The organism is Candidatus Hydrogenedentota bacterium, assembly GCA_013359265.1.
Classification (GTDB): Bacteria; Hydrogenedentota; Hydrogenedentia; order Hydrogenedentales; family SLHB01; genus JABWCD01.
This window is the reverse complement of the sequence record JABWCD010000014.1, coordinates 25,657-38,059: the sequence shown is the minus strand read 5'-3', so window position 1 is coordinate 38,059 and position 12,403 is coordinate 25,657. Positions and strand designations below refer to the sequence as shown.

The following is a 12,403-nucleotide window of genomic DNA, read 5'->3' as shown; positions in this document are numbered from 1 at the left end:
TCGCCTTCGTCATCGCAGCCAGTAGTCCTTTTCCACTCGTGCGCCGGCGCCAACCTTTCCGAACCGCCGTTCGCGGTGGTTGAACTCGTCGATAGCACACTTCAAATCTCGCGCCGAAAAGTCCGGCCACAGCACCGGCGTGAAATACAGTTCCGCGTATGCGCATTCCCACAACAGAAAATCGCTCAGGCGCTGTTCGCCGCCGGTGCGGATGAGCAGATCGACGTTGGGAATTGTTGTCGGGTTGCCGTTCGCGGTGCAGTGCGTCGGCCTTGTTTGAATACGGCTCGGACGGAGCCTCGCCCCACCCATTCGTTTTGCGGCGGCGAGGATTGCATCGCGCGACGAGTAATCGATCGCGATGCGCAGGTCGAGTTGCTGGCCCTTCGCTGTCGCGGTTTCGGCGGACGCGATACTACGGAGCAATGCGTAGTCCAGCCGTTGGCGCGAGCCAATGACCTGGATGCGCACGCCGTCACGGACGCACCGTTCGCGCTCCGTGTCGAGAAATTCGCGCAGCAACGCCATAAGGTTTTTCACCTCCGGCTCGGGCCGCGCCCAGTTGTCGCGAGAAAACGCGTAGAGCGTGAGCGCGCGGATGCAGAGTCCCGGCGCGGCCTCGACGATGCGCCGGACATTGTCCGCTCCTGCACGGTGGCCTTCCCTGCGATCCCGCGCGTGCGAAATCGCCCATCGGCCATTGCCGTCCATGATGATGGCTACGTGCAGCCCCACCCTCGGCGCCGCCACAGTCGCTATACTCATCTGAAATTTCCCATAATTGCGAAGTACTTTATTCTGCAAAGTAAAATCCCAAAAAAAAGAGGAAAGTTGCGTCTGACTCCTGACTCCTGACTCCTGACTCCTGACTCCTGACTCCCACATCCTCCCCGCCGCCCCTTCTCCTACCCCTACCCCTACCCCTCCCGCACCCGCCGAATCAGCGCCTCCATATGCGCGAGATACTTCTCCAACGTCTTGCGCCCCACCTCGGTGATTTTGAATTCCGTCCGCGGGATGCGCCCGTCGAACGACTTCGTGCAGGTAATGTATCCGGCATCTTCGAGTTTGCGCGCATGCACGCTCAGGTTCCCGTCCGTCGTGCGCAGAATACGGCGCAGTTCGTTAAACGACATCCCGTCGTTGACCGCCAGCGCGCTGACGATCGCGAGCCGCAACCGCTCGTGAATCACACGATCGAACGTCGACGCATCGACCGGTTCCGGCGCGGCAGGCGCGGCATTCTGTTGCGGCGTCGTACGTTTTGCTGTGCTGTGCTTAGTCCGCATTTCTCACCAGCCTCCCGCGGTCGGCGCGGAAGGCTGGTGAGAAATGCTCACGAGAAAACCTTCAACCTTTCGCGATGAGGATTTTTCACGCGCACAGTATGCTCCTATGAGCTTCAAATCGAATCGATGTAAACGGTTTGTGGTCATCACTTTGCCTAACTCCCGTTCCGTGCGCGCGAAAAATCCGGGTTAGCCACCGTGTTTCCTCGCAATGATGGCCCCGAAAACGATCTGCAGACCGCCAAACCCCGCGGCCATGAACCAGTCGCCCCATGCCACCGGCGACAGGAACGCAACGATGCCCAGCGCCATGAAGCACGCGCCCATGACAGGCACCGTGCGCACCGAATACGCGCCCGCGGTGACCACGCCCGCGCCGTACAGCACCAGCCACGTGCCGGGCATCAGGCTGTAGCTGCCGTTCGTATAAAAGACCGCCGTGAGCGCAACCCCGGCGACCAACGTCGGAATAAGCCCCAATGTGAAACGCCGGCCTGGACTGTCCAGCACGGACTCGTTGACGTGCCGCGCCTTGGTGAGCATCGCGCCAAGCCCGCAGGACAACGCCGCGGACGCCGTCGCCATCCACGTCAGCAGCCAGTACTCCGGCGTGGGCATCATGCGGGCCGCGGCCGTGCCGACAAAGGCGACGACCCCCATCCCCACGGTCCCCCATCCAGGCACGGCCGTAAACGAGGTCGAGCGCTCCATGGTCTCGCGGATGAACCTGAGGTTGTCCATCGCGAGAACATGCAAGTTTACCGGCTCGTCGCCAGGGAGCGGCGCTTTATGCGGAGATGACATGGCCCGAGAATAATCCCTTTCGCGTCAAATGTCAAGTACTTTGAGACACAAAGTGAGCATTGGGGAACGCGATCACGAACCGCGCCGGTGGTTCATGCCACTTTGCCATGTGCCTTCCTGTAGCGCCCGGCTTCCACGCCGGACTTAAATGGGGACAGTCACCTGTTATTTTACGCAGCCTGGAGTCACGAAGTTGATACGTTAGACCTTTCGCGTCGTAACGACAGTAAATCGTCTAGCGCAAATGCATTTATCACGTAGGCGCACAATCCACGACTCAGCAAACTAGCGCGTGCAGCCGTCTTCTCGTGCTCGTGCGCGTAATCGTAATCGTAATCGAGTATTTGGCTTCAAGACCGAGACGTGTCCGATCCGGCAGCCACGCAGAATTCTGAATCGCGATAGAGCACTTCAATTTTGCCTGCACACGCGACTGGGATAAGCGCAACAGACTAAACCAAGAGATAGACGGCCGCCTTCTCCACTATTCCACAGCCTGGGCGTAGTCCATTGCACATGTATCGTCGAGTCTGTGGGACTGTGAGTGGCCGGACTTAAATGGGACTTAAATGGGGACAGTCACCTGTTATTTTACAGAGCCTACTGTTGCGGGTTTGAAATTCGCGCCATTTGTCGTGCGCGTAATCGTGCTACTCCGAAAATGCACAATTCGTCTCGCGCGCGAAAGGCGCAACGCAACCCTAGCCAGGGGCATCGCCCCTGGAAAATGTCCACTCCCCTATCACCGCGCGCTGAAAGCGCACCGCGCAAGTTTTCATAATCTCAGGGGGAACTTTCTTCACGAGAGCTCGTAATCGTAATCGAGTATTTGGCTTCGAGACCGAGTCATGTCCGTTCTCGTAGCCACGCAGATTCGTGAATTGCGACAGAGCAGTTTAGATTTGCCTGCACACGCGATTGGGATACGTGCAACAGGGTAGGCCCAAAAATAGACGGCCGTGTTCTACACTCTTCCACAGCCTGAGCGTAGTCCATTGCACAAGAATCGTCGAGTCTGTGGGACTATGAGTGGCCGCGCGAGCCAAAGCGGCGCCTTCCCACCACCGCACCATATGTCGCACGGAATAACTAGAATAACTAGGGACAGCCACCTGTTATTTTACGCAGTCTGGGGTCCGAAAGACGACACGAAGGACCTTCCGCCTCACGCCGACAGTAAATCGTCTAGCGCAATTGCATTAATCGCGTAACGCACAATCAACTACGCTTCGAATAAGCGCGTACAGCCGTCTTCTCGTGCTCGTGCGCGTAATCGTGCTCGTAATCGTAATCGAGAATTCGACTTCGAGACCAAGTCGTGTCCGATCCGGCAGCCACGCAAATCCTTGAACTGCGACAGAGCAGTCTAGATTTGCCTGCACACGCGATTGGGATACGTGCAACAGGGTAGGCCCCAAAATAGACGGCCGCGTTCCCCACTCTTCCACAGCCTGGGCGTAGTCAACTGCACATGAAACATTGAGTCCGTGGGTATGCGGCTGGCCGCCCGAGCCAAAAGGGCGTCTGTCCGAAGCAGCACGATGCAGCACACGGTGCATTCGAAGTTGGTCCGGTACTTAGCCGCACCGTACTGAGCTGCCGGTAAGTCGCGTAGAGTAGGTTTTCAGCAATAGCCTGTCAAAACGCTTCGAACGGCCCTGTAACAATGACGTGGACTGGGGTATTGTCGAGGCGTTTTGGGAGGCCGGGTTGGGATTTTGCCGTATCATCGGTCACGTAGACTTCGATGACCGGTTTGCCAGAGGCGGAAAGGCCGATGCCGTGTCCGACGACGCCGGACTTGGCGAAGAGCGCCGCGGAGTTGCGGGCGAGTGCAGCGCTGGCTCGGCCGATTGCTTTCGCGTTCGCGGAAGTGGACGCGTCGTCACTCTTCGCCGAAGTACCGCCGGCCATGCTGACGCTCAGGCGGCTGAGGACGGCGCCGATGGGGTTCCCAATCGTCGACGTTGAACTGCCGGCGAACAGGAGGCCGACCGCGCGGGGCAATCCGTCCACGGGGCTGACGGATCCGTTCTCGACGATGAGCGAGCCAGAGTCGCCGCCGGCGCTAAATGCGCCGGGCGTGACACGAATCTGATTGGAAAACCGCGCAATCTGGTTTGACGCGCCGCCGCATTCTTTCGAGTAACCGACGTCAACGGTGACATTGATCGCAGCGACGCTTCCGCTTGTCCAGCCGGTGGTACGCCCACTTTTCTGGACGGCCTGCCCGACAAACGCGGACACGGTCTGCGAACTCACAGGGCCAATATCGATGATCGATCCGTCCAACGCGACGGCGCCGTCACGCACGCTTGCGATCGCAGCGTCGACCTGGTTGAGCGGAACGGTGCGCCCCTTCTTAAATTGGATAGTCGCGAACGCGCTCAGGTCCGCGACAATGCCGGTTTGCCCGCAGCTTTGATCGATTTGGCCGGGCTGGTTGATGTCCTCACCGAGGGCCGCCTTGTTCACGCGCGCAAGCACGTGGTTGTTGCTGAGGATGTATTGGTTGCCGACGCTGTCTTCCACGAGCGAGCCTAGGGTGCCGCTGCAACAATAGAGCGAACTGCGGTCGTTGATGTTGCCGCCGCTGGTACCGAGTGCAATGGGACGCGGCTGTTCGGCTTGGTGCGCGGCGCCGCCGTCCGCCGCGGCGTACGGGTTCATTGTCGCCAGTACGAAAACGACTGCCGCCAGCATTACGGAATGGAGTTTTCCCTGATATCCCATCTCTTCGACCCCTTTGCCAAAACCCGCGTGATTGCCTTGCAGGAGGGATAGTCCCTCGTGGAGAGCAGTCTCTCATAGTTTTCTTGCGCTGTCAATGACCGCAAATTCCGCAATAGTAGGCTGTGAAGGGAAGTGTAGCGCCTTGGGGGCATGCGGGGGTCGGGAAACGAAGAGCATCTGCACTTGGGTTTTCAGGTGAGTTTCAACAATTCGGCCGATTGGACTGGAACAGCATGGCTGGGGCTATTCCGCCATACCGCTGTTCGTACGCCTTGCCACGCTCGCCGTCCACCGCTCTGTGATCGCTAATGGTGGTGTTCCGGCGTTGTCGAATCGCATTGGTCACCGCTTGCCCCCGAACCTATCTCCTCCGCCGGATGTGACTCACAATGCCCCAACGCCGGCTTCGCCTGCGACACGTCGCCTTTCGCGCTCATCGGACAACGCGGCCCCGTTTTCTGTCCCTGGCAACATCCCAAAGCCTGGGTTGCAAGGATCGATGCCAACGCCGGGGTCTCCGATTCACAGTGTCCCGCGCTGTCGTATCCCACACCGGGTTCGGCAGACGAAGCGTACGGCGAGGGACCAACCGCTCCGCCCATGCGCGACTGCCCCGTCACTCCCTCGGCCCCCCTGAACTGGAGTGCGCTGGCGACTGCAATCGCCGCAACGGCCGAGGCCCCCATAAGCGCCCAATACGTCTTCGACATTCCCCCTGACATTGCATCACTCCCTTTCCATTCGTACCACGCCACGCACAACCCGCGCAGCGAGGCGCCTTTCAACTCGTAACTTCCACCAGAGGACGCAATAACCATGCCTTCACGGCGAAACGTCGTAATGTTCTGGTGCGTCTGGGCAAACCGAGTCACCACTCCTACACCAAGCGGCCCTTGATGCGCAGAGTCTGGTCATGCGACCGCTCAGTCTCTGATCACTTCGTCCGGTCGCGAGCCTGTACTCCGTAACCCATCGCGTTGTCCGGTGTGAAGTTACGCCGCTCCGCAAGTATTCGGCACGAGAAGTGCTCAATGAATGATGCACATTTTGAATACGCGGCTCAGCGCGCCGATTACAGTTGGACGCTTGCCCCATTGCCGGCGGCAAGAGTCACCGCTGAGAGGATGGTGTGTCATGGAAAACAACGCGCTAATAAGGTTCGTCTTCAACGACGAACCGAACGCATACTCCAAAACGAAACTGAGAATTCACGCCATTTTGCTCCCTGCAAGCTTGAATGACCCTAATACAATCGACTGGGTACTCGCCGAACTCGAAGGCTGCTCCTTCCTGTTTCCCCGTGCAACGATCATTGTGGACTGGCAGGCCATCGACGACGTGTCGTACGGTTTCGTCAGGAAGTTCTCGGACCTCAGACGCCGCATTGAAGCGCGCGGCGGGCTGTTGACGTTGCGAGAAGACGGACACGGCTTGAATAGGGACAACGAATCGGACGCCTACCGTACCTGCCAACCTGTGGCGTGGGAGCTTCAGCCATACGGTGACGGCGCGACGGCTAATCGCGCTGCCCGTGTGTTCGCCACTCGTTCTTAGGCCAATGTTCCCCGCCCGAAGGGATCGAGGGTCATCCGAGATTCCGCCGCATCTTTGTCGATACGGATAGAAGCACCTTCGTGTCCGGCGCTGGTCGACGCCAAGTGTCAGTCCGAAGTCCACCGATCTGGCATTGACTCCGCGCGATTGGAGTAAGTGCAACAGCGTAGGCCAAGAAATGGACGGCCAGGGTCTTCCGCGCATCCTCCGCCAGTCGCAGCCACGCCTGCATGGCTCACCGATTCTCTGGAGTTGCGGGCAACCCGATCAGGCCCTGACCAAGTAGTCACCGACAGACGGCGCCCGCGGTGGCATCAACCCAGAGGTGATCATGAAACCAGCACTTGCACGGATTAAGACTCGACGACACCCCCTTGTATCGTCAAAAAAGAAGATCTCACCCCCACCCCCTGGTAGGGGTACTCAGTCGGAAACGTCATTATGCAATCGGTACTTACGACGATCATGGCCCGGCTGCCCCCTTGTTTCGTCAAATTACCAGGACGGCACCCCTGGCAACCGTGCTGAATTGGCTGCGTCGTTATGAAATATGCACTTACGACGACCACCGTCCGTCGCCCCCCTTGTATCGTCAAAATGCTCTCCGCGCACCCCCCTGTCTCCGTCCGCGGCCCTCGCAGGTAACCGTCTTGCCCCCCAACTTCCTGGCCGCGTTGCTTCTCGCTATTTCGCTTCCCCCACCCGCAGCTTGTCCTCCGAAGCCCGCGAGAGCCTGGGAAGAACCCGACCTCCGAAGCTTCAGGCGAAGGAGAATGCAACACGGTGGGCTATGTAGTAGGTGTGGTTCCCTGCGGACCAGGTTCTGCCTGTCCGTGACTGCCGGAAACGGGCGGATCGTGCATGTCGAGGCGTTTGTCAGTAAAGTAGCCTCGATTGAATGGTCTTGTCGGCCCGTGGGCGGTACGCGGGCGCACCAAGGGGAACACGATGATTGTCCTGATCGTTGCGATGTCCGCGGCGCTGGTGATTTCGGCCCTCTGCTCGCTGCTCGAAGCGACGCTGCTCAGCCTAACCCCGACGCAGGTGGCGCGGTTTGGGGAGTCCCACCCGACCGTGATGCACACGTGGCAAAAGCTTAAATCCGAGATCAAGCGTCCCATCGCCGTCATTCTGGTGCTGAATACCTTTTCGCACACAATTGGTGCGGCGGTGGCGGGCGCTCAGTTCGAAAGCCTGTATGGAAAGGAATGGCTTGCGACGTTCTCTATCGTCTTCTCCATTCTCATCCTGCAATTCACCGAAATCCTGCCGAAGACCCTCGGCGTACGGTACAACGCCCTCCTCGCGCCGATTGTCGGCATACCGCTCTACGCCGTGGTGAGGGCCTCCGCGCCGTTTATCGCCGTGATCAATCTCATTAACAGGCCCTTTGAGGGACGCCAAAGGAAGGACCATTCGGGGGGAACGGTGGACGAAATTGCCGCGCTTGCGGGCATGGCGCGCCTGTCCAACCTCATCGGCGAATACGAGGAATCCATCATAAAAAACGCGACGAAAATGTCGCTCACCAAAGTCGACAGCGTGATGATCCCCCACGATCAGATCACATTTTTGTCAACCGCGCAGACGATGACCGACGCCGTGCTCACGGCGCATTGGGACCCGCACACGCGCTTTCCCATCTGCGACGAGGGCGACCATGACCGCGTACTCGGGTACATCAACTTCAAGGAACTGGTATACCGCGCGCGGACAAACCCCTCCGACCCAAGCTTGCGCGGGATTATTCGTCCCGTCCATTTCGTCCATCAGGACGAATCGGCCGCCGAACTGCTTCGTATGTTTGTCGAGCAGCATGTGCACATGGCGATCGTGCGGGACGATAACGACAAGACGCTGGGCCTTGTCACGATGGAAGACCTTGTCGAGGAATTGGTCGGCGAACTCGAGGACGAATTTGACCGCTTGCCGCGCATGTGCCATGCCCTCAGCGGGGGAACGTGGATGGTCGGCGGGGGATTTCCCGCCTCCAAATTGGACGACGTACTGGGCGTGACGCTCGAAAACGCGCGCGGCAGCACGTCCGCCTGGCTCATCGACCGTATGAAGCGGCTCCCGAGGGTAAACGAGGTACACCAGGAAGCCGGATACGAGTTTCTAATCCGGCGCACGCGGCGCGGGAAGATTTTCGAAGTGTCCGTGTCCAAACCGCGTCCAGTGGCGGCGCGTCCGTGAACAACGATACAAGCATGCTGCTGGTGTTGCCGGTTCCGTACCGGCGGCACGGTGACGCGTTGCTGTTCGAGGCGCAGGCGTGCAACGGAATTGCGAAATGGGCCGACGGCTTTTCCTCCCTCGTCGTTGCATGCCCTGTCATACCGGACCGTCTGCTGGCGGCGGACGCCTCAATTGTCTGGAAGGACGTGCGGGAAATACCGTGCCCGGACCGTGTCCAGTTTGTGCCGTTACCGTGGGCCTACGGCGTGGGCGAGTTCGCGCGCGCGTATGGTCCTACGCGTAAATTGTTGCAGGGGCACATCGCACGCTGCCGCTATCTCCAGTTCGCGCCGTGGGGGCTTCTGGGCGATTGGGCGTCGGTGGCCGCGCTTGAAGCGATAAAGCTAAAGCGCGCGTACGCGCTGCATTTTGACATCGTCAATCACGTCAGGCATTTGCGATCAGCGGCAGGACAAGGCCTTTTGCGCCGCATCAAAGCAACGATCGAGGCGCCGCTGATGGACCGGCTCCACATCCATCTCGCGCGGCGGTGCGCGCTTGGACTGTGGCACGGGTTTGATACTTATACGTACTACAGCCCTTATTGCGCGAACAGCCATAACATCCATGACGTTCACACCAAGCCGGAGGATTGCATTACCGCGGACGATTGCGAAGCCAAGGCGCGCGAAGCCGAGCGCGCGCCGTCGCTGCGCGTTTGCTACCCCGGGCGCATGGTAACGATCAAGGCGCCGCTGGATTGGGTGCGCGCGGTCGGGCACGCGCGCGCACTCGGGGCGAAGATTGAAGGCGCATGGATAGGGGATGGACCCCAGTTGGAGGACGTCCGGGCGCTGGCTAGCGAACTTGGGCTAAACGATTGCCTATCGTTGCCCGGCTTTGTGTCCGATCGCGAACGTGTGCTGAACACGATTCGAAACTCGCATGTGATGCCGTTTGCGCACGTGACTCCCGAGTCGCCGCGGTGCCTCCTCGAATCGCTGCTGTCAGGCACACCCATCGTCGGATACGAAAATGCGTTCGCGCGCGATCTGCTGGACGGATACGGCGGCGGATCGCTTGTGCCCTTGTACGACTGGAAAAAATTGGGCGAGGAATTGGCGCGGTTGGAAAAAGACCGCCACGCGCTGTCCGAGATGATTCGCGCGGCAGGGACAAACGGAGCGCGCTTCAACGACGATGCCGTCTTTGAAGAACGGAGCGCGCTAATCAAAAAACACTTGCCGTGAACTTAGAGCGCTTGTGAATCCGGGACGCGCGGCCGGCGCGGCGGAACTACGCGCCCGCGTTTGCGCCGTGGTGTAAATGGCCTTTTGACGATCCGCCGAATGCTTACGATTCCAACGTCGGTTTGCGACAGCGGGCGAATTCCCGCCAAGCCGCCGATCGTGACCACGTAAACAGGATTGAGCATATTGTTCAGCAGATTGTCGACCATCCACAAAAGGACAATGACCGCCATGCACGCCGTGGGCGCGACGACGGGATGCACCCACCATGCCACCGGCACCTTGCGGAATAGCAGTAACGGCGGCAACAGGATCGCGGCGAGGACCGCGGCAACGCCGAAAGCGCCGTTAGTACCGAGTGTGATGATCCAAAGGCTGTCGGTAATCGTAATATCCTTGCCCCTATCGTCATAGATGCGCGAACGGCCCCAACCGCCCCAACCAAACACCGGTTGTTGGCGGGCGCGCGCCGACAGTGCTTCTTCGTTGTAGAAGCGCGTTTCCACGGACTGCGCGCGCTCCGGCCCAAACACCGTGCGCGTCAGTTCGGTGAGCTGCGAGCCGTCCCACACACCGGCGGACCGCGCGAAAACGTACAAGACGCACACCGCCCCGAGCCCGATCAGCGCCGCCGGCGAACGCAGGTACTTGACCGCTGCGAACAATCCGAGACCGACGGCAAGCAATACGATCGCGCCGCTGCTTCGGCACATGACCGTCGTAACGAGAAGTACGGCAAGGAACGCCCACATCGGGATGCCGCGAATGTGCCGCACGACACCCGATTTCCAAAGCGCAAGCCCGGCGAGGGTCGCCGTGACCATCCACATGCCGACCATCAAGCCGTGCTGCAAGAACACCATCGGGCGGTATCCACCGTACCGGATCGTCTGCATGAAACCGTGTTGATGGTAGCCGTAGGTAAGGCGATGGAGCTGCGGGCTCATTCGCATCTCGAACCAGCAGAACGGCAGGTACGCGAGACCGCCAAGGAATATGCCGAACGCCAAGTCACGCATCGATTCGTAGTCGGTGAAGTACAGTCGCCCGATGAAATACGGCAAGCCCCACCGCAGCAATTGCCCGTTGGACTCAGACAGTCCGTCGTACAGCCCAAGGCCGTTGGACAACGACGACATTAGCGGGCATGCGCACAGCACCGCCATCGGCAGATCGATCCACTTCGGCCGAAATGACAGGACCCGATTTGGTTCGAACAGCAGCGTCGCCAGAAACAATGACATCGACGTCGCGGTCATTTTGTTGTACTCGGGGATGCCCTTGAACTCGTACTCCGCGACGGGCAGGAACAGCCAGGCAACAATTAGCCCGGTGACGACCGCCCGGCGCGCGGGCAACAACATAAACAGCGCGACAAGCGCGAACGGCCACCCGAACATGGCAACCGGCACCAGGAAACTTGCGTCGGCGGGGACCTTCATGCGCGCACCTCGCGGCGCCGCGGGGCCATCGCCCCGTCGGCATTTGCGCGGGAGCGCGATTCGCTCTTCGCGCAGGCGGCGTGAAGCGCTGCCTCGAAACGATCCACGGCATCGTCCCAGGTGTAGCCGCGCGCAGTTTCGTACGCCCGATCGGACATCGCGCGCCACTGTGCGTCACTCATGCGCGCGACGCGAAGAATTGCGTCGGCTATGGCGCGCGGGCTTTCGTGATTGACGAGAATGCCTCCCCCCTGCCCCACCAACTCGGGCGCAGCGCCCGTTGGGGTCGCGATTACGGGCGTGCGGCACGCCATCGCTTCAAGAATGGGAAGCCCGAATCCTTCGGAGCGGCTTGCGACGATCCACGCATCGCATTGCGCGTAGATGTCGCGGATGGCCTCAGCACCGGGCAACAGCGTAAACCGGGTATCCGACGGCACGGGATGCGCTGCGGTGGGTGGGTGCATGCCAAACGAAACGCAGTCGATACGTCCAATCGATTCGCGCGCGATGCGTATACCCTTGCACGCCAGATCGGTGCCCTTCCAGGGAACAACTGCGTGCATAAAACCGACGGTGGGCGCCGGTTGCTTTCCGCGGGCCGGGGCATGAAACACGTCAAGATCGACGCTGTTCGGCACAAGCGAAACGTCGCCGTCGCCGTAGGAGTCGCGCGCGATGTCCGCAAGCCACTGCGCCACCACGATTTTGTGGAACGGCAGCGACCATGTCTGCTTTACACGTTCAACCGGCTGGTTGTCGTGAACCTCGTAATGCTGAATGAAGTACGCTTTGGCGCCCTTGCTCTGCGGAAGCGCGCTGACCCATTCCGCAGTCTCCCACCACGTCGCCACGACTACGTCCGCATCGGGGACATCCTGCGCGGTAATTGGCCGCCATCGGTCGAGCAATTTGCGAGGCACATCAAGACCGTCCAAATGCGAGGGATACACATGCGGCACACGCGGCCAGCCCTGCCCGCGAACAAGACTGCGGACGCGGGCGCGGAACGACGGTTGCGCGTTGGGCGGGTGCACGAGCAACACATCGTGACCACGCCGCTTCAGGCGTTCCGCGTAGACCGCGATCACGCGGATGCCGCCGGAGAGACCCGGCTGCGGAAGTATGAAGGTTATCCTCATCGCCGTCGCGC

10 protein-coding genes are annotated in these 12,403 nt (G+C 60.1%); 3 read left to right on the top strand and 7 right to left on the bottom strand.

Annotation, left to right across the window (positions count from 1 at the left end):
• Positions 1 to 9 precede the first annotated feature (9 nt).
• From uppS to HUU46_13840, 5 genes are all read right to left on the bottom strand, one after another.
• Positions 10 to 765, bottom strand: a complete 756-nt coding sequence (gene uppS, locus HUU46_13860; GenBank protein NUM54726.1) for a di-trans,poly-cis-decaprenylcistransferase — start codon at positions 763 to 765, stop codon at positions 10 to 12.
• Between the two features lie 152 nt (positions 766 to 917).
• The gene (locus HUU46_13855) at positions 918 to 1,289 is read right to left on the bottom strand and encodes a transcriptional regulator (protein ID NUM54725.1); all 372 of its coding nucleotides are present in this window, start codon (positions 1,287 to 1,289) and stop codon (positions 918 to 920) included.
• Positions 1,290 to 1,478: 189 nt separating this feature from the next.
• Positions 1,479 to 2,093: a hypothetical protein gene (locus tag HUU46_13850; protein ID NUM54724.1), complete on the bottom strand. Its 615-nt coding sequence runs from the start codon at positions 2,091 to 2,093 to the stop codon at positions 1,479 to 1,481.
• Between the two features lie 1,638 nt (positions 2,094 to 3,731).
• Entirely contained in the window at positions 3,732 to 4,826 is a 1,095-nt protein-coding gene (locus HUU46_13845; GenBank protein NUM54723.1) for a hypothetical protein, read from the bottom strand.
• 305 nt (positions 4,827 to 5,131) lie between these two features.
• A complete protein-coding gene (locus tag HUU46_13840) occupies positions 5,132 to 5,698 on the bottom strand; it encodes a hypothetical protein (GenBank protein ID NUM54722.1) in 567 nt (188 codons plus the stop codon).
• Between the two features lie 262 nt (positions 5,699 to 5,960).
• Between HUU46_13840 and HUU46_13835 the strand changes: the two genes are divergently transcribed.
• The 3 genes from HUU46_13835 (at position 5,961) to HUU46_13825 (ending at position 9,808) form a co-directional block, all read left to right on the top strand.
• Positions 5,961 to 6,380 carry a hypothetical protein gene (locus HUU46_13835; GenBank protein ID NUM54721.1) on the top strand — a complete coding sequence of 140 codons (420 nt, stop codon included), beginning with the start codon at positions 5,961 to 5,963 and terminating at the stop codon, positions 6,378 to 6,380.
• A gap of 948 nt (positions 6,381 to 7,328) precedes the next feature.
• Positions 7,329 to 8,576 (top strand): HlyC/CorC family transporter, encoded by a 1,248-nt coding sequence (locus HUU46_13830; GenBank protein ID NUM54720.1) that lies wholly within the window; start codon positions 7,329 to 7,331, stop codon positions 8,574 to 8,576.
• Positions 8,573 to 9,808, top strand: a complete 1,236-nt coding sequence (locus HUU46_13825; GenBank protein NUM54719.1) for a glycosyltransferase — start codon at positions 8,573 to 8,575, stop codon at positions 9,806 to 9,808. Before HUU46_13830 ends, HUU46_13825 begins: the two co-directional genes overlap by 4 nt.
• A 2-nt stretch (positions 9,809 to 9,810) precedes the next feature.
• Here HUU46_13825 and HUU46_13820 read toward each other — a convergent pair whose 3' ends face one another.
• Both HUU46_13820 and HUU46_13815 read right to left on the bottom strand, forming a co-directional pair.
• Entirely contained in the window at positions 9,811 to 11,250 is a 1,440-nt protein-coding gene (locus tag HUU46_13820; protein ID NUM54718.1) for an O-antigen ligase domain-containing protein, read from the bottom strand.
• Positions 11,247 to 12,392 carry a glycosyltransferase family 4 protein gene (locus HUU46_13815; GenBank protein ID NUM54717.1) on the bottom strand — a complete coding sequence of 382 codons (1,146 nt, stop codon included), beginning with the start codon at positions 12,390 to 12,392 and terminating at the stop codon, positions 11,247 to 11,249. Before HUU46_13815 ends, HUU46_13820 begins: the two co-directional genes overlap by 4 nt.
• Between the last annotated feature and the right edge of the window lie 11 nt (positions 12,393 to 12,403).

Bases quoted from the DNA above. Each gene is read 5' to 3' on its own strand.
- HUU46_13855 (NUM54725.1), bottom strand. From the start codon at position 1,289: ATGCGGACTAAGCACAGCACAGCAAAACGTACGACGCCGCAACAGAAT.
- uppS (NUM54726.1), bottom strand. From the start codon at position 765: ATGAGTATAGCGACTGTGGCGGCGCCGAGGGTGGGGCTGCACGTAGCC.
- HUU46_13820 (NUM54718.1), bottom strand. From the start codon at position 11,250: ATGAAGGTCCCCGCCGACGCAAGTTTCCTGGTGCCGGTTGCCATGTTC.
- HUU46_13815 (NUM54717.1), bottom strand. From the start codon at position 12,392: ATGAGGATAACCTTCATACTTCCGCAGCCGGGTCTCTCCGGCGGCATC.
- HUU46_13845 (NUM54723.1), bottom strand. From the start codon at position 4,826: ATGGGATATCAGGGAAAACTCCATTCCGTAATGCTGGCGGCAGTCGTT.
- HUU46_13830 (NUM54720.1), top strand. From the start codon at position 7,329: ATGATTGTCCTGATCGTTGCGATGTCCGCGGCGCTGGTGATTTCGGCC.
- HUU46_13850 (NUM54724.1), bottom strand. From the start codon at position 2,093: ATGTCATCTCCGCATAAAGCGCCGCTCCCTGGCGACGAGCCGGTAAAC.
- HUU46_13835 (NUM54721.1), top strand. From the start codon at position 5,961: ATGGAAAACAACGCGCTAATAAGGTTCGTCTTCAACGACGAACCGAAC.